The organism is Pseudomonas sp. MWU347 (assembly GCF_017947305.1).
Classification (GTDB): Bacteria; Pseudomonadota; Gammaproteobacteria; order Pseudomonadales; family Pseudomonadaceae; genus Aquipseudomonas; species Aquipseudomonas putida_A.
Map to the genome: position 1 here is coordinate 1 of NZ_JAFGZB010000008.1, position 22,133 is coordinate 22,133.

Here is a 22,133-nt window from a genome sequence, read left to right on the forward strand (position 1 = left end):
GAGCCGCTGCCGAAAACTGCGTAACTCATTGAATCTCAAGGAGTTTTCCGTTTCGACTGCGCCGGAAGTGGGGCGAATTATAGACCTCCTGAATCTGCCGTCAACCGTTAATTTCAGTTTTATTGCAAAACCTGCTTTTTAGCCAATAAACGCGGGATTCGACGGGCAACGGCAGGCACACGCAGCAGTAAAAGCACTGCACCTATAAAGGCATAGATCGCCCACTCCTTGAGATCAGCACGCACGATCCACAACATATGAAGCAATCCCAGCCCCAGAATCACGTAGACCAACCGATGCAGTTTCTTCCAGCGCACACCTAAACGACGCTGGCTGTAGCGATTAGAGGTTACTGCCAACGCCAACAACCCGAGAAAACCCAGTGTGCCGACAATAATGTATGGCCGCTTACACAACTCCACGCCCAACTGCGACCAGTCGAAGCCGAGGATAAACGCCATATAGCTGAACAAATGCAGACCCACATAGGCAAAACACCAAAGTCCCAACTGACGGCGCACAGCAATCCAGCCCGCCCACCCCGTCAATTTCTGCAACGGCGTCATGCTCAAAGTGATCAGCAGCAATACCAGCGTCCCCAGCCCCAATCGATCAACCAAGACTTTGCCAGGATCCGGCCCGAGCAAATCGGCGAACGCCTGATAAAACCAAAGCAATGGCCAAATCGCCGCAGCGATAAAAACGCCTACACGCCAGAACGGATATCGCATCAGTAGTTCTTCCGCAGATCGAGCCCTGTATATAAAGAAGCGACTTCATCCGCATAGCCGTTGAACATCTGTGTATCACGCACATTCGGCTTGAACAGACTGTTCGGCAGACGCCGCTCCCGTGCCTGAGTCCAGCGCGGATGATCAACCGTCGGATTCACGTTGGCATAAAACCCGTATTCATCTGCCGCGATGCTCTGCCAAGTGGTCTTGGGCTGCTCGCTGACCAGACTGATCCGCACAATGGACTTCACACTCTTGAAGCCGTACTTCCACGGCACCACCAGACGCAGCGGCGCACCGTTCTGATTCGGCAACTCGCGGCCATACATGCCTACCGCCAGAATCGCCAAGGGATTCATCGCCTCATCCAGGCGCAAGCCTTCTACATAAGGCCAATCGATCAGGGCGAACCCCGAACGCTGGCCTGGCATGCTTTTGGGATCCTGCAGAGTCTCAAAGCGAATGTACTTGGCGTTGGAGGTGGGTTCGACCTGTTTGAGCAGCGCAGAGATCGGAAAGCCGATCCACGGGATGACCATCGACCACGCCTCAACACAGCGAAGGCGATAGATACGCTCCTCCAACTGGTACGGCTTCATGAAGTCCTCCAGCGCGTAACGCCCTGGCTTACCCACCTCCCCATCGACGACAACGCTCCACGGCTCGGTTTTCAGCGAACCGGCATTGGCCGCCGGATCACCCTTGTCGGTACCGAACTCATAGAAGTTGTTGTAATGGGTCGCGTCTTTATAAGGCGTGATCGCCTCGTCCTTGGCGTTGACGGCGCCCCACTTGGTAGAAGGAAGCTTCTCGGCAAACCAGGCAGGCGTCTTGCCCGGCTCGACATCGGCATAACGCGCCGCATCCCCGGCACTGGCCCAACGCGGCAGGCTGCTCACGGCGATACCGGCCGCGGTAGCTCCGAGCAATTGGCGACGAGAAAGATAAATGGATTCAGGCGTGACATCCGACTCATGGCAGTCGGACGCTTTGGGGATTTTGATCAGCATGGCAACTCCGCAGCTTTGGAGGACAGATGCACCCATAGACTGCGGAGTATGCGGGAAATTACATCATTCGGCGTTTTTGTGACGACGAAGACGCAACAGGTATTGCACAGGACCGGAAGCGGCGTAACCGAGGAACACCAGCAGTAGAATTCGCGGTGGATCGCTGAACACCACGGCGAACACCAGCACCACGGCGAGGATCGCCACGAACGGCACGCGCCCCTTCAAGTCCAGCTCCTTGAAGCTGTTGTACTTGATGTTGCTGACCATCAACATGCCGGCAGCCGCCACCATCAAGGCGACCAGGAACGACATCTTCGAACCCTGAATGCCGTAATCGCTGAACGCCCAGACGATGCCTGCGACCACGCCGGCAGCTGCCGGGCTGGCCAGGCCGATGAAGTATCGCTTGTCAGCCGTACCGACCTGGGTATTGAAACGCGCCAGACGCAATGCCGCGCCGGCTACATAGATGAAGGCGACCATCCAGCCGACCTTGCCCATGTCGCCCAATGCCCAGCCAAAGGCCAGCAGCGCCGGCGCTACACCGAACGCGACCATGTCCGACAACGAGTCATACTCGGCGCCGAAGGCACTTTGCGTATTGGTCATGCGCGCTACACGGCCATCAAGACCATCGAGCACCATGGCCACAAAAATCGCGATCGCGGCGAAGGCGAAATACTTGCTCGCATTCGCAGAGTCACCGGCGCTCAAGGCAGCCTGGGCACTCATCGAGTTGATGATGGAATAAAACCCTGCGAACAGGTTCGCAGTGGTGAACAGATTCGGCAGCAGATAGATACCACGATGCCGGACTTTACGACCTTCTGCGTCGTGCCCTTCCTCGACATGTTCATCGATGGGCAGCAGGCTTTCGGCGTCAGAAGCCTGGTTCGGCTCTTCGGGACGTTCGCTCATGGACATTACCTTGCAACGGTTTGGAAAGTTTCGACAGGTGCCTGTGACGACGGTTCGGCCACAAACGATGCAGCTTTATACCAGAACCATCGGTTTCAAACGAAAAAACGCGGCCGAGGCCGCGTTTTTCGTACAAGGATGACGACTTAGTTTTTGGCTTTGTCGACGATCTTGTTGGCACCGATCCACGGCATCATGGAGCGCAGTTGCTCGCCGATGATTTCGATACCGTGAGCGGCGTTGTTACGACGCTTGGCGGTCATCGAAGGGTAGCCGGTCGCGCCTTCGCTGATGAACATTTTGGCGTATTCGCCGTCCTGAATACGTTTCAGGGCGTTGCGCATGGCCTGACGGGATTCGGCGTTGATCACTTCCGGGCCGGTCACGTACTCGCCGTATTCAGCGTTGTTGGAGATCGAGTAGTTCATGTTGGCGATACCGCCTTCGTACATGAGGTCAACGATCAGCTTCAGTTCGTGCAGGCACTCGAAGTAGGCCATTTCCGGCGCGTAGCCAGCTTCAACCAGAGTTTCGAAACCGGCTTTCACCAGCTCAACGGTACCGCCGCACAGTACGGCTTGCTCGCCGAACAGGTCGGTTTCGGTCTCGTCCTTGAAGGTGGTTTCGATGATGCCGGTACGACCGCCACCCACGCCAGCTGCGTAGGACAGTGCAACGTTTTTGGCGTTGCCCGAAGCGTCTTGGTAGATCGCGATCAGGTCAGGGATACCGCCGCCCTTCACGAACTCGGAACGCACGGTGTGACCCGGCGCTTTAGGCGCGATCATGATCACGTCGAGGTCGGCACGCGGAACAACCTGGTTGTAGTGGATCGCGAAGCCGTGGGAGAAGGCCAGGGTGGCGCCTTTCTTGATGTTCGGCTCGATTTCGTTCTTGTACAGCTGGGACTGGAATTCGTCCGGGGTCAGGATCATGACCAGGTCGGCACCGGCAACAGCGGCGGCCACGTCGGTCACTTTCAGGCCGTGAGCTTCGGCTTTGGCAACGGTAGCCGAACCTTTACGCAGACCGACGGTAACGTCGACACCGGAGTCTTTCAGGTTGCACGCCTGGGCGTGGCCCTGGGAACCGTAACCGATGATGGCAACTTTCTTGCCCTGGATGATCGACAGGTCGCAGTCTTTATCGTAGAAAACTTTCATGAATTTCCCCTATATATCCAGGCCGTTCAGGCCATTCGCTAATTTGGTTTAGATGCTGAGTACTTTGTCGCCGCGGGCAATGCCGGTCACGCCGCTACGGACGGTTTCCAGAATCGATGCGGTGCCGATGGACTGAATGAAGCTGTCGAGCTTGTCGCTGGTACCGGTCAATTGAACGGTATACACGCTGGCGCTGACGTCGACGATCTGTCCACGGTAAATATCGGTGGTGCGTTTGATCTCGGCGCGCTGGGCGCCAGTGGCCTTGACCTTGACCAGCATCAGCTCGCGCTCGATGTGAGCGCTTTCCGACAGGTCCACCAGCTTGACCACTTCGATCAGCTTGTTCAGGTTTTTGGTGATCTGCTCGATGATTTCATCGTGGCCAACAGTGGTCAGCGTCAGACGCGACAGAGTCGGGTCTTCGGTTGGCGCCACCGTCAGGCTTTCAATGTTGTAGTTGCGCTGCGAGAACAGGCCGACTACGCGAGACAAAGCGCCGGGTTCGTTTTCCAGAAGCAGGGAAATAATGTGCCGCATGATTAAGTACGCTCCGTCTTGCTCAGCCACATATCGCGCATGGAGCCGTCTTTGATCTGCATCGGATAGACGTGCTCGCTGGTATCGACCGAAATATCGATCACCACCAGACGATCTTTCATGGCGAACGCCTCTTCCATCTTCGACTTCAAGTCTTTCGAATCGGTGATGCGCACGCCGACGTGACCGTAGGCCTCAGCCAGTTTGACGAAGTCAGGCAGCGACTCCATATAAGAGTGCGAGTGGCGGCTGCCATAGCTCATGTCCTGCCACTGACGAACCATCCCCAGAACACCGTTGTTCAGGATGACGATTTTCACCGGCAAGCCATATTGCAGGCAGGTCGACAGCTCCTGGATGTTCATCTGGATGCTGCCTTCACCGGTGACGCAGGCAACGTCGTCATCCGGGAAGCTCAACTTGATGCCCATGGCCGCCGGGAAACCGAAGCCCATGGTGCCCAGACCACCGGAGTTGATCCAGCGGTTCGGCTTGTTGAACGTGTAGTACTGCGCCGCGAACATCTGGTGCTGGCCCACGTCGGAAGTGATGAAGGCATCGCCTTTGGTCACTTCGCACAGGGTCTCGATCACGGTCTGTGGCTTGATCAGGCTGCCGTCGCCCTTTTCATATGGGAACAGGCCGCGATCACCGCGCCACTCATCGACTTGCTTCCACCAACTGGCAACGGACTCCTTGTTCGGGGTCTCGCCGATTTCCTTGAGGATCGCGACCATTTCGGTCAGGACGCTCTCCACCGGGCCAACGATTGGCACGTCGGCCTTGATGGTCTTGGAGATCGAAGCCGGGTCGATGTCGATGTGGATGATCTTGGCGTTCGGGCAGAACTTCGCCGCGCCGTTGATCACACGGTCATCGAAACGCGCGCCGACAGCCAGGATCACGTCGGCATGGTGCATCGCCAGGTTGGCGGTGTAGCTGCCGTGCATGCCGAGCATGCCGATGAACTGCCGGTCGGTGCCAGGGAAACCGCCCAGGCCCATCAAGGTGTTGGTCACTGGCAGGTTGAGCATTTTCGCCAGTTCGGTCAGCGGTGCGGAACCGTTGCCGAGGATCACGCCGCCACCGGAATAGAGCACTGGGCGTTTGGCTGCCAGGAGCATTTCTGCCGCCTTGCGGATTTGCCCGGAGTGACCGCGGACGGCCGGGCTGTAGGAACGCAGCTTGGCTTTTTTCGGGAAGATGTATTCGAACTTCTCGGCCGGGTTGGTCATGTCTTTCGGGATATCGACCACGACCGGGCCCGGACGACCGGACTGCGCCAGGTAGAAGGCCTTCTTCATGACTTCCGGGATTTCCGAGGCGTGCTTGATCATGAAGCTGTGCTTCACGATCGGCCGGGAGATACCGATCATGTCGGTTTCCTGGAACGCGTCGGTGCCGACCATGGTGCTTGGCACCTGACCGGAAATGATCACCATTGGAATCGAATCCATATAGGCGGTGGCGATACCGGTGATGGCGTTTGTGGCGCCAGGACCTGATGTCACCAATACCACGCCGGCTTTACCGGTGGCACGGGCGTAACCGTCAGCCATATGGGTGGCCGCTTGTTCGTGACGAACCAGGATGTGGGTCACTTCCGGTTCTTTGAACAGGGCATCGTAAACATGAAGAAGAGCACCACCCGGGTACCCGTAGATATATTTGACGCCTTCGTCACGCAAGAAGCGGACGAGCATCTCACCGCCAGATAAAAGCTCCACGTTGTTCACCTCTAAAACGCCAGAATACCGTCCACACAAAAGGGGCGGGTCTTAATAGGTTTACTTCTCGGCAGAGCATGAGCGACGGTGGTCGCCGACTACGTCAGCACTGACTGAGCAAGTATTGGGATCGTCCCAAGTGTTGCGGGCCTTTCCCACCCAGCGCGAGGTAACGCGTTGCGGGTGTAACAGGTCGACGCGGATATGCGCCTCATGATCTACCGAGTGGGTCTGCTTCTGGCAGTCCCTCTACAGCGGACTTTGGATTCTTCTGTTTCGCCCTCTCCAAGTCAAGCCGTCAATGTGCTTAATTGTGGGTAAGCACATGAGAACGCAAGAAAAAACCTGAAAACAGCTACTCTGTTAGCGTCAATTGCGCAATTTTGCCAAGGAATCAGCATGCGAACGCTTCTGTTAACTCTGCTGATCGGCCTCAGCCCCTGGTGCTCGGCCGCTCAAATCTACAAATGGGTAGATGCCCAGGGCGTCACGCACTTCGATGCGCAGCCACCGCAAGGGCTGCCGGCGACGACTGTGCAGACGCCCTCCTCGCCCCCACCGAAACCTGCCGCCATGCCTGGCAGCGGTGCGCTGGGCGATCAGAAAGCCATCGACGACAAGGTGAAGAAACAGGTGGCGGAGCAGCAGGCGCAGCTCAAGGCATTTTGCGAACAGGCACGGACGAACCTGGCGCAATTGCAGAACAATCCGCGGTTGAGGGAGGAAGTGGAAGGACAATTACGGCGGCTGGATGATGCGCAGCGGCAGGAGCGCATTGTCGAAGCGCAGAAGCAGATTGCGCAGAACTGCGAATAGTCACCTGTAGGAGCTGTCGCAGGCTCGGGCCGCGATCGCACGATCTTTTGATCTTTGAAAGCAAGATCAAAAGATCGCAGCCTGCGGCAGCTCCTACAGGGGATCGGCTCTAGCGGGAAGCGGTGATCAGCAGGTCAAACTCTTTGAGCAGCACCTGCAGCTGTCGATCCTTGCCCTGCAGATTGCGCTGGGCGAAGACCATTTCAGCCATTTCCTGAATGCCCGAGGCATTGGGCAACGGCAGATCCTGTTCAAGGATCATTTTCATCCGTGGCAGGAAGATCCATTGCAGCCATTGCTCGAAATCCAGCGTGTCGACCGAAAACGGTTCGACACTGCTCAGGGCTTCGGCCGATGGCTGAACGTCATCCCACCAACCCTGCGCGCGCAGTTCACGCTCGATCAGCAGCAACTGATCGGCGATTTTCGGGAAACGGGAATCCATCACAGCGAAACCTTGGCCTTCTGACGAGCCAGCGCTGCGCCGGCGGAATCGCCTTGTTTCTCACGGGACTGCGCGATGATCTCCCACAGGTTGGCCTGCAAGTCCGGACGACCGTTGGCCATGGTCAGCGCACGACGGGCGAACTGCTCCGCCTGTGGCGCGTCGCCTTGGGCCATGCGCACTTGCGCCAGACGATAGAGCACTTGCGGCTCACGCGGGGCAACGCGTTGAGCGCGCTCCAGGCTGGAAGACGCACCGTTGAGGTCGCCACCGGCCTGCTGCTGTTGCGCAGTGGTCAGCAAGGCGAGAACCGGGCCATCGAGCTGTTCGTCCGCCGACAGACCACCGCCACTGCTGGCCGAAGGAATCCCGCTTGGCGTCGAAGGCATGCTGTAGCTGCCGGAGTTGATCGGTGCCGACTCTACCGGCGACGGGTTGTACGGCCCTGCGGTGATTCCGCCGGAAGCCGGGCCCGGAACGATCGGCGAGGAGCTGATCGGTGCCGATGTTGTGGCGCCGCCACCCGGCACCATCACCACCACGCCGGTATCGCCTTGCGGGATGGCCTGGGATTGCGCCTGGCCCTGGACTGGGCGTTTGACCGTCGTCTTGCGGAAACCGCCGTTGGCCGACAGCCGTTCGCTGTTGGATACGGCTGTGCCGGAGTCCACCACCGGGATCGAACCACGCTGCACGGTAGAGCAGCCGCTGAGCAAAGCCACGGCAGTCACCGCTGGAATCAACCACTTGTTCACTTGAAACCCTCTTTGCTTAATTCATCCAGCCCTTGACCCAATCCATCACCGACTCCGGGGAGGCAGGCGTTTCGCTTGCACACGCGGCGCCGGGTGGCGGTTCGCTGCCGCGAATATACGGCATCTGCACCGCCCCCGGACAGTTGGCATCGGAGCCTTGCCCGGTACGCGAATCGACCCACGCCTGCACAATGTTGTCCGGCTGCGGCATGTCTAGCGGCAGCGGATCGGCTTTGCGCATGAAACTGGTCCAGACCTGCAATGCACCGGTCGCCCCGGTGAACGGGGTCTTGCCGTTGTCGTCGCGACCCAGCCAGACCACCGCCAGCAGATCCTGACTGAAACCGGCGAACCAGCTGTCACGCGAATCGTTACTGGTACCGGTCTTGCCGGCCAGCGTCAGGGTCTTTGGCAGCACGTTATAAACCGAGCTGCCGGTACCTTCACGCATCACACGCTGCATGGCGTTCTGGATCAGGTAGATGGACGCCGGATCGAAACGCTGCTCGATCTGGAACGGATAACGCTTGAGTGGTTCGCCATCGGCGGTCAGCACACTGCGAATCCCGCGCATCGGCGTATTGAAACCACCGTTGGCGAGGGTCTGATACATGGTCGCCACTTCGATCGGGGTCATGCCGCCAGCCCCGAGCAGCATCGACGGGAACGCCGGGAATTCCCGGGTCACGCCCAGACGCGCAAGGGTCTTGAGCACATTCGGCACACCGACTTCCAGACCCAGGCGCGAGGTCGACAGGTTGTACGAATGCGCCAGCCCTTGATAGAGGAAGACTGTGCCGTGGGAGCGACGGTCGTAGTTCTGTGGCTTCCACACCTGGCCGTCCGCGCCTTTGATCGACAGCGGATCATCCGACAGCCAACTGGTCAGCGTGTAACGGCTCGGTTTTTCCAGTGCGGTCAGATACACCGCTGGCTTGACCAGGGAACCGATCGGCCGCACGGCGTCCAGCGCCCGGTTGAAACCGGCGTAACTGGCCTGACGACTGCCGATCATCGCCTGCACTTCGCCGGTTTCCGGGTTGGTCACGACCATCGCCGCTTCCACGTCATCGGAGCCCTTGCGTCCAGCCAGGCGTTTAAAGGTGTCATTCACCGACGCTTCGGCCTTCATCTGCAGAATCGGGTCGAAACTGGTGAAGATCCGCAAGCCTTCTTCGGTCAAGTCCTCGTCGCGATAGTCTTCGCGCAACTGGCGTTTGACCAGATCGATAAAGCCCGGGAACGAGCTGTCGGCAAGCTTGCCGCGCGTGGTCACGCCCAAGGGCATTTTCTTCGCCGCTTCAACCTGTTCGGCAGTCGCCACGCCTTGCTGCTCAAGCACGTCGAGCACCAGGTTACGCCGCTCCAGCGCGCGCTCGGGGTTGCGGCGCGGGTTGTAGTAGGACGGGCCCTTGACCATGCCGACCAGCAAAGCGACCTGATGCAGCTTCAGCTCGGAAAGTGGCTGACCAAAGAAGAACTGGCTGGCCAGACCGAAACCGTGCACGGCACGCTGACCGTCCTGCCCGACAAAGACTTCATTGAGGTAGGCCTCAAGAATTTCCTTTTTGTCGTAGTGCAGTTCCAGCAGCATCGCCATCATCGCTTCGGTGAGCTTGCGGCTCAGGCTGCGCTCGTTGGTGAGGTAGAAGTTCTTCACCAGTTGCTGGGTCAGCGTACTGCCGCCCTGGGTCATCTTGCCGCCAGAGGTGTTGACCCAGATGGCCCGGGCAATCGATTTCGGCGACACGCCCCAGTGGCTGTAATAGTCGCGGTCTTCCACCGCTACCAGGGTTTCCAGCAGGTACGGTGGCACCTGATCGAGCTTGATCAGGATGCGGTCTTCGAGGTTTTTCGGGTAGATGCCGCCGATCATCAGCGGCTCGAGCCGCACCACGGACAATTTTCCGCCATTGAGCCCCGAGAGTTCGGCCACATAGTCGCCGGAGAAGCGCACGCGCACCGGCTGGGCTTTTTCCAGGCCTTCATAGAACTGGAAGCCACGAGTGTTCAGATCAACGGTATTGCCGTTGACGGCGGCAGCGCCGGGACCATTGCTCACGGCTTCGCGGCGATAGCCCAAGGCATCGAGCTCGGTGAGGAAATCGTCCTTGCTCAGCTTTTGTCCGACGAACAGCTCAAGCGGACGCGCGTAGACCTTGGCCGGGATGGTCCAGCGCTTGCCGGAGAACTTCTCCTGCACCACGGCATCGAGGTAAACGGCGAAGCCGGCCAGCACCACAAGGCCGACCAGACTGAGTTTAATGGCCCAGCTCAACCATGGGCTGAGGCCCTTGGAGACTGGTTTTTTCTTGGTACGGGGGGATCGAGTTCGAGTCATGGCGGCGGATTATACGCACTTTATTCATACTCAACAGGAGCGCTCCGAGGTTTGCGTCAGGCTGGCGAGCGGCCATAATGGCGACCTCGAATTTCCCAGTCTCTGAAGGATCGCCCGTGAGCCAGTCCCTGATCGCTGCCCTGCAAAACCCGGCCCTCTACCCGCACCCCGTCGAAGGGTTCCAGGTCATCGAAACCCATATCTCGTGGGTGATCCTCACCGGCCCGTTTGCTTATAAAGTGAAGAAGCCAGTGAATTTCGGCTTCCTCGACTTCACTGGCCTGGAGTCGCGCGCACATTTCTGCGCTGAAGAACTGCGTCTGAACCAGCGCCTGACCGATGATTTGTATCTGGACGTGTTGCCGGTGACCGGCAGCGTTGATGCGCCACAACTGGGTGGCGACGGCCCGGTGATCGAATATGTGCTGAAGATGCGTCAATTTCCGCAGACCGGCCTGCTCAGCACCCTGCAAGCCAACGGTGAGTTGACCACCCAGCACATTGATGAAATGGCCGAGCAGATCGCCAAATTCCACCTCAGTGCGCCAAAAGTCCCGGCCGACCACGAGGCCGGTACCCCGGACAGCGTGATGGCCCCGGTGCGCCAGAACTTCGAGCAGATCCTGCCGTTCCTCAGCGACAAAAACGATCTGCTGCAACTCGAAGCCCTGAAAGCCTGGGCCGAGAGCAGCTTCGATCGTCTCAAGGCACTGTTCAGCCAGCGCAAGGCCGAGGGTTTCACTCGCGAATGCCACGGTGACATCCACCTGGGCAACGCCACTGTCATCAATGGCAAAGTGGTGATCTTCGACTGCATCGAGTTCAACGAACCGTTCCGCTTCACCGACGTCTGGGCCGACACCGGTTTCCTGGCGATGGACCTGGAAGACCGTGGCCTGAAATCCCTGGCCCGCCGCTTCATCAGCCAATACCTGGAGCTGACCGGCGATTATCAAGGCCTGGAAGTGCTGAACTTCTATAAAGCCTACCGCGCACTGGTTCGCGCCAAAGTTGCACTGTTCAGCATGCCGGCGGATGCCACCCCGGTGCAGCGCGCCACCACCCTGCGCCAGTACCGCAACTACGCCAACCTGGCGGAAAGCTACAGCACCATTCCATCGCGCTTCATGGCCATCACCCACGGCGTATCGGCTGTCGGCAAGAGCCACGTGGCGATGCGTCTGGTCGAAGCGCTGGGCGCGATTCGCCTGCGTTCCGATGTCGAGCGCAAGCGCCTGTTCGGCGAGCAGACCGTAGCCAACGACGTGCAGGCCGGGATTTACAGTGCCGACGCCAGCGCCGCCACTTATGCCCGTCTGCATGAGATTGCCGGAGTGATTCTGCACGCCGGTTTCCCGGTAGTGATCGATGCGACCTACCTCAAGCGCGAGCAACGCGACAACGCCGCTCAAGTCGCCGAAGCCACCGGCACGCCGTTCCTGATTCTCGACTGCAACGCACCGCAAGCCGTAATCGAGAGCTGGCTGGCGATTCGTCAGGCAGACAAGAAGGATCCTTCCGACGCCACGCTGGCGGTCATCGAGGCCCAGCAGGCCAGCCGCGAAGCGCTGACGCCAGAAGAAATTCTGCGCAGCAAACGCGTACAGACCAATGAAAGCGGGACCCTCGACACCGTAGTCGCACAGATCCGCCAGCGCTTGCCGGGCCTTTAAGAAACTATTTCGGCCGTGAAGCCCTCGCTTGCTTCACGGCCGTCAAATAGTGGCACTATACTGGCGTCATAAAACCAACAGGTGATGTGACATGAGCCAGCCGAAACTTCTCGACACCCCGCTTTATGCCCTGCTGCACAAAGACGACATCACAGGCTTCAACAAGGAACGCCCGAACGACGGCCCGATCGACATGGTCGGTGGCGACTTCCGGGGTCTCGATCTACGTGAACTGAACGCCGATGGCGTGGATTTTCGGGACGCCTACTTCCGTTCTGCCGATTTGCGTGGCATCGACTTCCGTAATGCATCACTCGAAGGCGCGAGCCTGGCCCATGCGCAGATTTCCGGCGCGTACTTCCCGCCGGAACTGAGTGCGGACGAGATCCTGATGTCGATGAATTTCGGCACCCGCCTGCGCTATCGCACTCGCTGATATTTTTTATCTTTCTCTGACCCGACGCCTTTCCCGTGTGGGAGCGGGCTTGCTCGCGAAGGCGTAGTGTCAGTCGATACATCTGGTGGCTGACAGGACGCCTTCGCGAGCAAGCCCCGCTCCTACATGTTTTCGCGTTTCTTCCCTCCTTTCTGCGTTCGCAGCCCCTTTCTTAGAAGCGTTTGCGTCGAATCCGACCAAACAACCACGCTTTTCCTACTGATGGCTACACTCCTGAGAAGATCGCCCACGCACCATTCGGCCGTCGCAAGGAGGCTTGATGAATGATGAACTGCAACACCTGAAGAATCTTGGCAAGACGTCGGCGCAGTGGCTGCATGCCGTGGGCATCCACAGCGCCTCGGACTTGCGTCGCCTGGGGGCGGTGGACGCCTATCGGGCCGTGCGTACCCGCGGGTTTCGCGCATCAAAGGTGTTGTTGTACGCGATCGAAGGGGCGCTGATGGATGTGCACTGGAACGACATCCCGGCCGAACGCAAAGACGCCTTGAACAAGCAGCTCGAAGCCATTTCCTCGCGCCACAAGAACTGAACAGGCACTGACGGCCATGTATCTGCTCGGAGAACAATCGGCACCGGTCGATGCACTGATCAATCGTTTGCAGAGCTTGCCCGCGCGCTGGCTGGAAGGCCTTGCGCCGTGCGGGCCAGCCTTTGAGCCAGAAATCTCTGACGACCTGATGGAGCAGCTCCCACACGATCAGCTGTTTCTGCTGACAGAAGGCGTGATCCACGGCTATATCGGCGGCCGTGCGTTGTTTTACTGGCAGGAAGGTGATCTGCTCGGTCTACAGCAAGGTGACGCCTGGGCCGATTGCCGACTGCGCAGCGACGGGCCATCGCGCTTGTTGCCCTATCGGCGAACCGATTTGTTCCAGCATTTGTACGCCGAGCCGGGCCGGGCCGAGCAGTGGCTTGAGTATCTGCTGGGGCAGATGGCGCTGCTGGCTCACGCGGTGGCCGAACTGAAGCCACGGGAGTTTCGCAGCACCAATGGCTTCAAACGGGTCGAGAGTGGTGAGGTGTTGATCCGGCAGGGCGATGCCGCTGATCACGTCTTCGTGATCATCGAGGGGCATGCCGAAGCGTTTGTTGATGGGCACAAGGTCGGCGAAGTGCCCAAGGACGAGATTTTCGGCGCCATGGCGGTGTTCACCGGTGAACCGCGCAATGCCACTGTCATCGCTCGCGAGCCAAGCACGGTGATGCTGATTCCAGGCGAGCAGTTTCTGAGCATGACCCGTAACAATCCGAAGATTGCCCACAGCCTGATTGAGAGCATGGCCAGGCGCATCGGCCAGCTTAATCAGCAGATCACGCAACTGAGTGCGATCAAGGCTGCGCGTTAAGCCCCCTGTTTCCGGGACATTCCGGCCATTTGCACGACTAAATCAAGCAAACGGAAAAACAGTGGTTGACTCGCTAATGAGAATCGCTATGATTATCACAACTGGTCGCGAGATCAGTCGATATTCTGAAAAGCCCTTGGTTCGGACTCTCAGATTATCTCCTCATCAGGCTAATCACGGTTATTTGACCCGGTTTTTACCGGGTCTTTTTTTGCCTGTGGAAAAGTCACTGGCCGAACTGTTTGCGCATCTGTGCGCAGTAATCCTGCGCGGGCGTGGCCGGGGTGTACCAGACGTAATCGGCCATCGCCGCAGTCACCTCGGCGCCCTGCTCGGCCAGCATCAGCACCGTTGGCGCTTGGGCTGCGCCCAGATCCAGAACATGCAGCGGCACGCCAGCATCCTTGCGCGCATGCCAGGCACCCGTCAGCAGCAAGGCTGGCATCGGCGCTGCCAGCAAACGTTCGGCCATGCGTCGATCGCGCTGTTGCTGAACCGCGAGCATCGCCGGCATCTGTGATTTGGGCAGCAAGCCGCAATGTGAATCGCTGATCTGTTCGAGCAGCGTGGCTTTCACCAATGCCGCATTGCTGCGAACACCGCTCAGGGCTGGCGACTGGCGGTAGACAGCGCGGATTTCACTGTCATCCAGATTGGCCGCCAACAGCGGATAGGGTTGCGTGAGGGCAAACCGAATGATCGGTCCATAGAAATTCCAGTCCCAGCCATCCTGCCAGGCCAACGCGGCGGGAAGATCAGTAGGGGGCGCTGCTGCATGGCGAACCTGGTCAACGTTCGGCTGTTGCTTCGGCGTGAGCATTTCCAGCAGCAGACTGCCCTGAGGACGCTGCTCCCCAAGTGCCTGCAACAGCCACAACTGCGCGGCGTGGTGATCGGCGTTGTCATGCTGCTCGCCGATGATGAGCAGTTGCGGCCCCGACAGACGCGTCAGCAGTTCCTGTGCCGTCAGTATCTGGCCGCTGTGCAGATCACGAATTTCGCCACTGATTGGCGGGGGCGGGGCAACATGCTGACACCCTGCAAGCAGCAACACCGCTAACAACCACATCCCGCGCATACCAACACCTCGATGAGAAATCAGCGGGCGATGATCAGCGGATGCCCGCGCTCCGGGTGCGGTTGCACCAAAACCTCAAGGCCGAACACGGCCTTGAGCGTATCCGGTCGCAAGACTTGCTGCGGCGTATCCAGCGCCACCGGGCGCCCGCCTTCGAGCAGCAACACCCGATCACAATAGCGCGCCGCGAGATTCAGATCATGCAGGATGACCAGCACCGCCGCGCCACGATCGGCAAACTCGCGCACCGCCTGCAACGTGGTGTGTTGATGCAAGGGATCGAGCATCGAGGTCGGCTCATCCAGCAACAGGGTTTGTCCGGCCTGCCCTGGCCATAGCTGCGCCAGCACCCGCGCCAGATGGACACGCTGGCGCTCGCCACCCGACAACGCCAGATAACTGCGCCCGCTCAGATGCCCGGCATCCGCAGCGGCCAGCGCTGCCGCAACGATCTCGTCGTCGCGCGCCCGACCGCTCTGATAAGGCAGACGGCCCATGCCGACCACTTCTTCCACGCGAAAGGCAAAATCCAGGGTCGACACCTGCGGCAACACCGCCAGGCGCTGAGCGCGCTGCGTACCTGTCCAGTGACTCAGCACCTTGTCGTCGAGCAACACCTCACCTTCACTGGCCGCCAGCTCACCGCACAGGGCACCGAGCAAGGTGCTTTTGCCGGCACCGTTCGGTCCGAGCACACCCAACACCTCACCGGGTTCAAGCTGCAGGGTGACGTCGCTGAGGACGGTCTTGCGTCCGCGACGGATGTGCAGATTGTGCGCACGCAGCATCAGGCACGACCTCGCAGCAACAGGTAGAGGAAGAACGGCGCGCCGATAAACGCCGTGACGATACCGATCGGCAACTCCGCCGGCGCCAGCGCCAGCCGCGCCACCAGATCCGCCAGCAACAACAGGCTCGCACCCGCCAGTACCGACGCTGGCAGCAACACCCGGTGATCGGGCCCGGCCAATAAACGCACCAGATGGGGCACCACCAGCCCGACGAAACCGATCATCCCGGCTGCCGCTACCGCCGCGCCAACACCCAACGCCGTGCAGAACACCAATTCACGTTTGAGCCGTTCGACATCAATCCCCAGGTGCCCGGCTTCGGACTCCCCGAGCAGCAACGCATTCAGCGCCTTGGCACGCCGCGGCAACCAAAGCGCGACGCCAGTGCTGATAATCAGCAAAGGCCACAAACGCGCGTAACTGGCGCCATTGAGGCTGCCCAGATTCCAGAAAGTCAGCGTACGCAAAGTCCCGTCATCCGCCAGATAGGTGAACAGACCCACCGCCGAGCTTGCCAATGCCGTCAGGGCGATCCCGGCCAGCAGCATGGTCGCGACGTTAGTCTGGCCGTTGCGCCGACCGAGCCGATAGACCAGCGCCGTCACCCCCAGTCCACCGAGAAACGCGCACGCCGACAACAGGTACGGCCCGAACCACTCCGGCAAACCGCCAAAAAATGACCCGCCGACAATCGCCACCGCCGCACCCAGCGCTGCCCCACTGGAAACCCCGACCAACCCGGGATCGGCCAGCGGATTGCGAAACAAGCCCTGCATCGCCACACCGGACAACGCCAGCACACCGCCGACAGCCAATCCAAGCAAGGTGCGCGGCAGACGGATTTGCCCGAGAATCAGCTCAGCCTGCTCCAGCCCATCCGGCGCCAGCGGCACGCCGAGCATGCGCAGAGCCGCGCGCAACGTATCGAACAACGGCAGACTCACCGGCCCCAACGCCAACGACAGCCAGATGGCCAGCAAACACAGAAGCGTCAGGCCGATAAACAGGCTTCGTGGTTTGACCAGTACGGTCATTGGCCGCTCGGAGTCGGGTAGAAGCCGTCAGACAAACTCTTCAGTACCGCCGGTAAACGCGGCCCGAGCCCGCCGACCAGCAGCGTCGGATCCAGCTCCAGCACCCGTCCGGCCTTGGCCGCGCGGCTTGAATTGAGAATCGGGTTTTCCTTGAACAGCGCGGCTTTCGCCGCCTCGCCGGTCAACGCCCGATCAGCGAACACCAGCACTTCAGGATCGAGTCCGGCCAGCGACTCCACGGAGAACGGTTTGTAACCGGTATGCGTCGCCAGGTTATGTCCGCCGGCCCGTTGCAGCAGCCAGTCGGCGGCAGTGTCCTTGCCGGCAATCAACGGTTTGCCGCCGGCATGCCCGATCAGCACTAGCACACCGGGCGTCTTACGCTTGGCCTGCAACTCGGCGACTCGGGCTTTCTGCGCGGTTAGCTGCTGTTGATAACTTTCCAGCAACTGCGCCGCCTGGGCTTGCGCGCCGAGCAACTGCCCGAGATGCGTGATGTTTTTTTCCAGTGTCGGCAGATCCGGCTGCGCCGAGAACAGTTCGACATGTACCTTGGCGTTTTTCACTTGAGCGATAACCGGTGGCGGGCCCATTTCTTCGGTGCCAATGAGGATGTCCGGGCGCAGACTGAGAATGCCTTCTGCCGAGAGACTGCGTTGATAGCCGATGCTGGGCAGCTTCTTCAGCGATTGCGGATGCTGGCTGGTGGTGTCGACGCCGACCAGTTTAGATTCGCCGCCCAACACGCTCACCCACTCCGATAGCGCGCCACCGGCACTGACCCAACGTTGTGGCAAATCGGCAGCTGTCGCCTGAAGGCTGGCGAGCAGTCCGACACACAGCACGGCAACGCGGGTAATCAGGCGCATACGCAGCTTTCCTTGAAAAGTTTTCCCGGGCAGCGAACCGGCGAGCCAAGTATCCTTGACGGCGGTTGCGCGCAGTGGGCGAAGGCGGCCATTTGATAATTGTTTGCATTTAAACGTCAAGCTCGGACATTTCCTGAAACGAGCAGACATTTGAGGATAGCCATGAAGTTTTTGTGCGCCGGCGCCGATCTCGCTGAGGCGGGCAGCCGTGGGTTCGACATCGACGGCAACAAACTGTTTGCCGTACGCCGCAATGGTCAGGCCTATGTTTATCTCAACCGTTGCCCGCATCGCGGCGTCGGTCTGGAATGGCACCCCGACCAGTTTCTCGACCCGAGCAACAGCCTGATCCAGTGCGCCACCCACGGCGCACTGTTTCTGATCGAGGACGGCGAATGCGTCGCCGGGCCCTGCGCCGGGCAATCCCTGACCGCCATCCCCTGCCGCGAAGACGCAGAGGGGCTGTGGATAGATGTTTAACCGCTGAGCAAAACGTCCAGCCGCCGGTCGATCACCATCTCTTCGTGGTTCAAGCGCACACCGTAGGCCAACACCTCGACCCCGCACGCCACCGCTTCACGCAGGGCATCCGCGTACGCCGAATCGATTTCTTCGGCCGGTCGCACCGCTTCAATCCCGCTGAGATTGACGCAATACAACTGCACCGCACGAATACCGTCACGGGCCAGATGCGCCAGCTCGCGCAAATGCTTGGCGCCGCGCTGGGTAACTGCGTCGGGAAAGGCCGCGACATTCGTCCCGTCGAACCCCAAAGTGACACTCTTCACTTCCACATAAGCCGGCCCGCTCGGGTATTCAAGGCGGAAATCGATACGGCTTTTTTCCTGACCGTATGCCACTTCGCGTTTAAGCGCCGTGAAGCCGTTCAACTCGCTGATGACACCGGCCTGCAGCGCCTCTTCAACGAGGGCGTTGGCGCGGCCGGTGTTCACGCAGAACAGTCGACCCTGCGGCGTTTCCCCGATTTCCCAAGTGCCGGGCAGTTTGCGCTTCGGGTCGTTTGAGCGACTGAACCACACTTGCCCGCCTTCGACCTGGCAGTTGAGCATCGAGCCGGTGTTCGGGCAGTGCAGGGTCAACAACTCGCCATTGACCGTTTCAACGTCCGCCAGAAAACGTTTGTAGCGGCGAATCAGCCGCGCCTCTTCCAGAGCCGGATAAAAGCGCATCAGCCTTGCCAGCTCTTCAAGCCGCGAGCGATACGTTCCACCGCTTCCTGTAAGCGAGGGAGGTTTTGCGTGTAAGCGAAACGCACATGGTGGCTGGCCTGATAACGGCCGAAATCCAACCCCGGGGTGAAGGCAACATGCTCGGTTTCGAGGAAATGTCGACAGAACGCGAAGGCATCACCGCCAAACTGGCTGATATCGGCGTACAAATAGAACGCGCCCTCCGGCTCGACGGCGATATTGAAACCCAATTCGCGCAACGCCGGCAGCAGGAAGTCGCGGCGGCGGCCAAATTCGGCGCGGCGCTCTTCGAGGATGCTGATGGTGTCCGGCTCGAAGCAGGCCAAAGCGGCGTACTGCGCCATGCTCGGGGCGCTGATGTACAGGTTTTGTGCGAGTTTTTCCAGCTCACTGACGGCCGCATCCGGCGCCACCAGCCAGCCGAGCCGCCAACCGGTCATGCCGAAATATTTGGAGAAACTATTGAGGACAAAGGCACCGTCATCCACTTCCAGCACGCTGGCGGCATCGGTGCCATAAGTCAGGCCGTGGTAGATCTCGTCCACCACCAGGTGGCCGTGGCGCGCCTTGATTGCGGTGGATAAACCGGCCAGTTCATCACGGGTCAGGATGGTACCGGTGGGGTTGGCTGGCGATGCCACCAACGCACCAACGCTGTCGTGATCCCAATGCCGCGCCACCAGATCCGGGGTCAGTTGGTAACGCACCTCCGGCCCGACCGGCACGAGTTGCGCCGCGCCTTCGACCAGACGCAGGAAGTGCCGGTTGCACGGGTAGCCCGGATCTGCCAGCAGCCAGTGTTTGCCCGGATCGACAAGCAAGGCACTGGCCAGCAACAGGGCGCCGGAGCCACCCGGCGTGATCAGGATCCGTCGTGGATCGATGTTCAAACCGTAACGTGTCTGATAGAACCCGGAAATCGCCTCGCGCAACTCGGGAATACCCCGCGCGGCGGTGTAGCGGGTCTTGCCCGCCGTCAGCGCAGCCTGCCCGGCACGGATGATCGGCTCGGCCGTGGTGAAGTCCGGCTCGCCGATTTCCAGGTGGATCACGTCGTGACCTTCGGCCTGCAGTTCGTTTGCCCGCGCCAGCAGCGCCATCACATGGAACGGTTCGATCGCACGACTGCGCGCACTGTAAGGCTGAGCCATTGGTTTTCCTTCGACGGGGAAAAAGAGACGATTCTACCCATCTGCCGGAACGAGCGAGAACCCGTCGCGGTCACAGCCTCAAGAACGCTGGACTGTAACGATATGCGCGTACGCTCCAGGATTGACTAAAATCAGAGATTGATCAGGTCTCCATCACTGTCAGACATGGCTTGCCAGACTTCTGCAAGCGCCACCCGCCGGGGCCTCGACATCCGGGAGTAGCGCAGGCCGAATTGATCTGGTAAGTTCGCCCGCTTGCAGCCGCAGGGCCGGCAGGTGTCGGTGATGGAGCAATCCTGCGCAATGGATTACAAGAGTAGAGGCGGTCCATTTCATGCCCACCCAAGCAAAGCAACAGCAGCAAGTGACGATCAGCGGCTTCGAACCTTACGTTCCGAAGGAAGGCGAGGAGTACATGGGCGCCCCGATGCGCGCGCACTTCACCAAGATCCTGAACAAGTGGAAACAGGACTTGATGCAGGAAGTCGACCGTACTGTTGATCACATGAAAGACGAAGCGGCCAACTTCCCTGACCCGGCCGACCGTGCCAGCCAGGAAGAAGAATTCGCCCTCGAGCTGCGCGCCCGCGACCGCGAGCGCAAACTGATCAAGAAGATCGACAAGACTCTCGAACTGATCCAGGACGAAGAGTACGGCTGGTGCGAATCCTGCGGCATCGAGATCGGCGTCAAGCGCCTTGAAGCCCGTCCTACCGCCGATCTGTGCATCGACTGCAAGACCCTGGCGGAAATCAAGGAAAAGCAGGTCGGCAAGTAATCTCGACCTGAACGAAAAACGGAGCGTGCGAACGCTCCGTTTTTGTTTCTGCCTTTTGCCTTTACCCTTTTGCCTTGCTTTTGTGGGAGGGGGCTTGCTCCCGAATGCGGCCGGCCATTCAACATCCAGGTTGTCTGAACTGACGCTTTCGCGAGCAAGCCCGCTCCCACAGGGGTAATGTTTCTACCTTTTGCCCTGTTTGCGCTTTTGGTGGGAGGGGGCTTGCTCCCGAATTCGGTGTGTCATTCAACATCAAAGATGTCTGAGCCGACGCTTTCGCGAGCAAGCCCGCTCCCACAGGGGTAATCTGCGCGAATCCTGAAAAGTTATATTGTCCACATGACTGCCAAAACCGCCCCCGCCTACATCGGCCGCTTCGCCCCCACCCCCAGTGGCCATCTGCACTTCGGCTCGCTGGTTGCCGCCCTCGCCTCTTATCTCGACGCACGCGCGGTCGGCGGGCGCTGGCTGGTGCGTATGGAAGATCTCGATCCCCCCCGGGAAGAGCCCGGCGCGCAGGCGGCCATTCTCAAAGCGCTGGAAAGCTACGGTTTCGAATGGGACGGCGAAATGGTGCGCCAGAGTGACCGGCACGACGCCTACGCCGAAGTCCTCAACAGTCTGTTCAATCACGGCCTGGCCTACGCCTGCACCTGTTCGCGCAAGCAGCTGGAGCCGTATCACGGCATTTACCCGGGCTTGTGCCGCAATGCCGGCCATGAGCAGCAAGACGCGGCGATCCGCCTGCGCGTGCCGGAACTGGAATACCACTTCATCGACCGCGTGCAGGGCGAGTTCCGCCAGCATCTGGGGCGCGACGTCGGCGATTTCGTGATTCGCCGCCGCGACGGCCTCTACGCCTATCAACTGGCCGTGGTGCTGGATGACGCCTGGCAAGGCATCACCGACATCGTACGCGGTGCCGACCTGCTCGATTCCACGCCGCGCCAGCTCTACCTGCAAGAACTGTTGGGCCTGCGTCAGCCGCGCTATCTGCACTTGCCATTGATCACGCAGCCGGACGGCAACAAACTCGGCAAATCCTACCGTTCGCCGCCGCTTGAGGCGGATCAGGCCACTCCTTTGCTGCTGCGGGCCCTGCGAGCGCTGGGACAAAACCCCGGTGCCGAACTGGCCCATGCCACACCCGAGGAATTGCTCAAATGGGGCGCAGCCCACTGGGATGCGACAAAGATCCCGCGCACACTGACCCTGCCCGAAGCGCAACTGCAATGACGACACTTGCAGTGGCGCGCCCATCCGTTACCATCGCCGCACGTTTTCGGGCAC

General features: G+C 59.9%; 23 protein-coding genes. 8 read left to right on the forward strand and 15 right to left on the reverse strand.

Annotated features, from left to right (window positions below; genetic code table 11):
* Positions 1 to 119: 119 nt before the first annotated feature.
* From msrQ to KCG87_RS17630, 6 genes are all read right to left on the reverse strand, one after another.
* Positions 120 to 731, reverse strand: coding sequence for a protein-methionine-sulfoxide reductase heme-binding subunit MsrQ (gene msrQ, locus KCG87_RS17605; protein ID WP_210558655.1), 612 nt, complete (start codon positions 729 to 731; stop codon positions 120 to 122).
* The gene (gene msrP, locus KCG87_RS17610) at positions 731 to 1,744 is read right to left on the reverse strand and encodes a protein-methionine-sulfoxide reductase catalytic subunit MsrP (protein ID WP_134787335.1); all 1,014 of its coding nucleotides are present in this window, start codon (positions 1,742 to 1,744) and stop codon (positions 731 to 733) included. Before msrP ends, msrQ begins: the two co-directional genes overlap by 1 nt.
* A 63-nt stretch (positions 1,745 to 1,807) precedes the next feature.
* A complete protein-coding gene (gene pssA, locus KCG87_RS17615; protein WP_027614080.1) occupies positions 1,808 to 2,665 on the reverse strand; it encodes a CDP-diacylglycerol--serine O-phosphatidyltransferase in 858 nt (285 codons plus the stop codon).
* A 146-nt stretch (positions 2,666 to 2,811) separates the two neighbouring features.
* A complete protein-coding gene (gene ilvC / locus KCG87_RS17620; RefSeq protein ID WP_007959661.1) occupies positions 2,812 to 3,828 on the reverse strand; it encodes a ketol-acid reductoisomerase in 1,017 nt (338 codons plus the stop codon).
* A gap of 48 nt (positions 3,829 to 3,876) precedes the next feature.
* Positions 3,877 to 4,368, reverse strand: coding sequence for an acetolactate synthase small subunit (gene ilvN / locus KCG87_RS17625; RefSeq protein ID WP_003205610.1), 492 nt, complete (start codon positions 4,366 to 4,368; stop codon positions 3,877 to 3,879).
* Positions 4,369 to 4,370: 2 nt separating this feature from the next.
* The gene (locus KCG87_RS17630; RefSeq protein WP_027614081.1) at positions 4,371 to 6,095 is read right to left on the reverse strand and encodes an acetolactate synthase 3 large subunit; all 1,725 of its coding nucleotides are present in this window, start codon (positions 6,093 to 6,095) and stop codon (positions 4,371 to 4,373) included.
* A gap of 399 nt (positions 6,096 to 6,494) precedes the next feature.
* On the opposite strand from KCG87_RS17630, the gene KCG87_RS17635 reads away from it, so the two are divergent.
* Complete coding sequence (locus KCG87_RS17635; RefSeq protein WP_095140088.1) at positions 6,495 to 6,911, forward strand: DUF4124 domain-containing protein; 417 nt, start codon at positions 6,495 to 6,497, stop codon at positions 6,909 to 6,911.
* A gap of 109 nt (positions 6,912 to 7,020) precedes the next feature.
* Here the strand turns inward: KCG87_RS17635 and KCG87_RS17640 are convergent, their stop codons facing one another.
* Genes KCG87_RS17640 through mrcB form a run of 3 tightly spaced genes read right to left on the reverse strand, consistent with a single transcriptional unit; the run spans position 7,021 to position 10,452 of the window.
* Positions 7,021 to 7,356, reverse strand: coding sequence for a YqcC family protein (locus KCG87_RS17640; protein ID WP_097089181.1), 336 nt, complete (start codon positions 7,354 to 7,356; stop codon positions 7,021 to 7,023).
* Positions 7,356 to 8,111, reverse strand: a complete 756-nt coding sequence (locus KCG87_RS17645; protein WP_098965620.1) for a hypothetical protein — start codon at positions 8,109 to 8,111, stop codon at positions 7,356 to 7,358. The genes KCG87_RS17640 and KCG87_RS17645 overlap by 1 nt, the downstream gene beginning before the upstream one ends.
* A gap of 16 nt (positions 8,112 to 8,127) precedes the next feature.
* The gene (gene mrcB, locus KCG87_RS17650) at positions 8,128 to 10,452 is read right to left on the reverse strand and encodes a penicillin-binding protein 1B (RefSeq protein ID WP_097089183.1); all 2,325 of its coding nucleotides are present in this window, start codon (positions 10,450 to 10,452) and stop codon (positions 8,128 to 8,130) included.
* Between the two features lie 116 nt (positions 10,453 to 10,568).
* On the opposite strand from mrcB, the gene KCG87_RS17655 reads away from it, so the two are divergent.
* The 4 genes from KCG87_RS17655 to KCG87_RS17670 all read left to right on the forward strand — a co-directional run bounded on the left by KCG87_RS17655 (position 10,569) and on the right by KCG87_RS17670 (position 13,931).
* On the forward strand, positions 10,569 to 12,125 hold the full coding sequence (locus KCG87_RS17655; protein ID WP_210558654.1) for a bifunctional aminoglycoside phosphotransferase/ATP-binding protein: 1,557 nt from the start codon (positions 10,569 to 10,571) through the stop codon (positions 12,123 to 12,125).
* A gap of 91 nt (positions 12,126 to 12,216) precedes the next feature.
* Positions 12,217 to 12,561: a pentapeptide repeat-containing protein gene (locus KCG87_RS17660; RefSeq protein WP_098965625.1), complete on the forward strand. Its 345-nt coding sequence runs from the start codon at positions 12,217 to 12,219 to the stop codon at positions 12,559 to 12,561.
* A 280-nt stretch (positions 12,562 to 12,841) separates the two neighbouring features.
* Positions 12,842 to 13,114, forward strand: a complete 273-nt coding sequence (locus KCG87_RS17665; protein ID WP_003228231.1) for a TfoX/Sxy family protein — start codon at positions 12,842 to 12,844, stop codon at positions 13,112 to 13,114.
* Positions 13,115 to 13,130: 16 nt separating this feature from the next.
* Positions 13,131 to 13,931, forward strand: coding sequence for a Crp/Fnr family transcriptional regulator (locus tag KCG87_RS17670; protein WP_210558653.1), 801 nt, complete (start codon positions 13,131 to 13,133; stop codon positions 13,929 to 13,931).
* 226 nt (positions 13,932 to 14,157) lie between these two features.
* On the opposite strand, the gene KCG87_RS17675 is transcribed toward KCG87_RS17670, so the two are convergent.
* Genes KCG87_RS17675 through KCG87_RS17690 form a run of 4 tightly spaced genes read right to left on the reverse strand, consistent with a single transcriptional unit; the run spans position 14,158 to position 17,703 of the window.
* Complete coding sequence (locus tag KCG87_RS17675; RefSeq protein WP_210558652.1) at positions 14,158 to 15,009, reverse strand: ChaN family lipoprotein; 852 nt, start codon at positions 15,007 to 15,009, stop codon at positions 14,158 to 14,160.
* Positions 15,010 to 15,029: 20 nt separating this feature from the next.
* Positions 15,030 to 15,797: a heme ABC transporter ATP-binding protein gene (locus tag KCG87_RS17680; RefSeq protein WP_098965630.1), complete on the reverse strand. Its 768-nt coding sequence runs from the start codon at positions 15,795 to 15,797 to the stop codon at positions 15,030 to 15,032.
* Entirely contained in the window at positions 15,797 to 16,780 is a 984-nt protein-coding gene (locus KCG87_RS17685) for an iron ABC transporter permease (protein ID WP_210558658.1), read from the reverse strand. Before KCG87_RS17685 ends, KCG87_RS17680 begins: the two co-directional genes overlap by 1 nt.
* A 50-nt stretch (positions 16,781 to 16,830) precedes the next feature.
* Positions 16,831 to 17,703, reverse strand: coding sequence for an ABC transporter substrate-binding protein (locus KCG87_RS17690; protein WP_210558651.1), 873 nt, complete (start codon positions 17,701 to 17,703; stop codon positions 16,831 to 16,833).
* A 162-nt stretch (positions 17,704 to 17,865) separates the two neighbouring features.
* Between KCG87_RS17690 and KCG87_RS17695 the strand changes: the two genes are divergently transcribed.
* Positions 17,866 to 18,183, forward strand: coding sequence for a Rieske (2Fe-2S) protein (locus tag KCG87_RS17695; protein ID WP_210558650.1), 318 nt, complete (start codon positions 17,866 to 17,868; stop codon positions 18,181 to 18,183).
* Here the strand turns inward: KCG87_RS17695 and sfsA are convergent.
* Both sfsA and KCG87_RS17705 read right to left on the reverse strand, forming a co-directional pair.
* Positions 18,180 to 18,893: a DNA/RNA nuclease SfsA gene (sfsA, locus tag KCG87_RS17700; RefSeq protein ID WP_135296575.1), complete on the reverse strand. Its 714-nt coding sequence runs from the start codon at positions 18,891 to 18,893 to the stop codon at positions 18,180 to 18,182. The genes KCG87_RS17695 and sfsA overlap by 4 nt on opposite strands.
* Positions 18,893 to 20,065 carry a pyridoxal phosphate-dependent aminotransferase gene (locus tag KCG87_RS17705; RefSeq protein WP_210558649.1) on the reverse strand — a complete coding sequence of 391 codons (1,173 nt, stop codon included), beginning with the start codon at positions 20,063 to 20,065 and terminating at the stop codon, positions 18,893 to 18,895. The genes sfsA and KCG87_RS17705 overlap by 1 nt, the downstream gene beginning before the upstream one ends.
* Before the next feature lie 334 nt (positions 20,066 to 20,399).
* On the opposite strand from KCG87_RS17705, the gene dksA reads away from it, so the two are divergent.
* A complete protein-coding gene (dksA, locus tag KCG87_RS17710) occupies positions 20,400 to 20,843 on the forward strand; it encodes an RNA polymerase-binding protein DksA (RefSeq protein WP_027614094.1) in 444 nt (147 codons plus the stop codon).
* 339 nt (positions 20,844 to 21,182) lie between these two features.
* The gene (gene gluQRS / locus KCG87_RS17715) at positions 21,183 to 22,079 is read left to right on the forward strand and encodes a tRNA glutamyl-Q(34) synthetase GluQRS (protein WP_098965640.1); all 897 of its coding nucleotides are present in this window, start codon (positions 21,183 to 21,185) and stop codon (positions 22,077 to 22,079) included.
* The last annotated feature ends 54 nt before the right edge of the window (positions 22,080 to 22,133 follow it).

Bases quoted from the DNA above. Each gene is read 5' to 3' on its own strand.
- mrcB (WP_097089183.1), bottom strand. From the start codon at position 10,452: ATGACTCGAACTCGATCCCCCCGTACCAAGAAAAAACCAGTCTCCAAG.
- sfsA (WP_135296575.1), bottom strand. From the start codon at position 18,893: ATGCGCTTTTATCCGGCTCTGGAAGAGGCGCGGCTGATTCGCCGCTAC.
- KCG87_RS17705 (WP_210558649.1), bottom strand. From the start codon at position 20,065: ATGGCTCAGCCTTACAGTGCGCGCAGTCGTGCGATCGAACCGTTCCAT.
- KCG87_RS17665 (WP_003228231.1), top strand. From the start codon at position 12,842: ATGAATGATGAACTGCAACACCTGAAGAATCTTGGCAAGACGTCGGCG.
- pssA (WP_027614080.1), bottom strand. From the start codon at position 2,665: ATGAGCGAACGTCCCGAAGAGCCGAACCAGGCTTCTGACGCCGAAAGC.
- dksA (WP_027614094.1), top strand. From the start codon at position 20,400: ATGCCCACCCAAGCAAAGCAACAGCAGCAAGTGACGATCAGCGGCTTC.
- KCG87_RS17660 (WP_098965625.1), top strand. From the start codon at position 12,217: ATGAGCCAGCCGAAACTTCTCGACACCCCGCTTTATGCCCTGCTGCAC.
- KCG87_RS17695 (WP_210558650.1), top strand. From the start codon at position 17,866: ATGAAGTTTTTGTGCGCCGGCGCCGATCTCGCTGAGGCGGGCAGCCGT.
- ilvC (WP_007959661.1), bottom strand. From the start codon at position 3,828: ATGAAAGTTTTCTACGATAAAGACTGCGACCTGTCGATCATCCAGGGC.
- msrP (WP_134787335.1), bottom strand. From the start codon at position 1,744: ATGCTGATCAAAATCCCCAAAGCGTCCGACTGCCATGAGTCGGATGTC.
- ilvN (WP_003205610.1), bottom strand. From the start codon at position 4,368: ATGCGGCACATTATTTCCCTGCTTCTGGAAAACGAACCCGGCGCTTTG.
- KCG87_RS17680 (WP_098965630.1), bottom strand. From the start codon at position 15,797: ATGCTGCGTGCGCACAATCTGCACATCCGTCGCGGACGCAAGACCGTC.
- KCG87_RS17690 (WP_210558651.1), bottom strand. From the start codon at position 17,703: ATGCGCCTGATTACCCGCGTTGCCGTGCTGTGTGTCGGACTGCTCGCC.
- gluQRS (WP_098965640.1), top strand. From the start codon at position 21,183: ATGACTGCCAAAACCGCCCCCGCCTACATCGGCCGCTTCGCCCCCACC.
- KCG87_RS17635 (WP_095140088.1), top strand. From the start codon at position 6,495: ATGCGAACGCTTCTGTTAACTCTGCTGATCGGCCTCAGCCCCTGGTGC.
- msrQ (WP_210558655.1), bottom strand. From the start codon at position 731: ATGCGATATCCGTTCTGGCGTGTAGGCGTTTTTATCGCTGCGGCGATT.
- KCG87_RS17675 (WP_210558652.1), bottom strand. From the start codon at position 15,009: ATGCGCGGGATGTGGTTGTTAGCGGTGTTGCTGCTTGCAGGGTGTCAG.
- KCG87_RS17640 (WP_097089181.1), bottom strand. From the start codon at position 7,356: ATGGATTCCCGTTTCCCGAAAATCGCCGATCAGTTGCTGCTGATCGAG.
- KCG87_RS17670 (WP_210558653.1), top strand. From the start codon at position 13,131: ATGTATCTGCTCGGAGAACAATCGGCACCGGTCGATGCACTGATCAAT.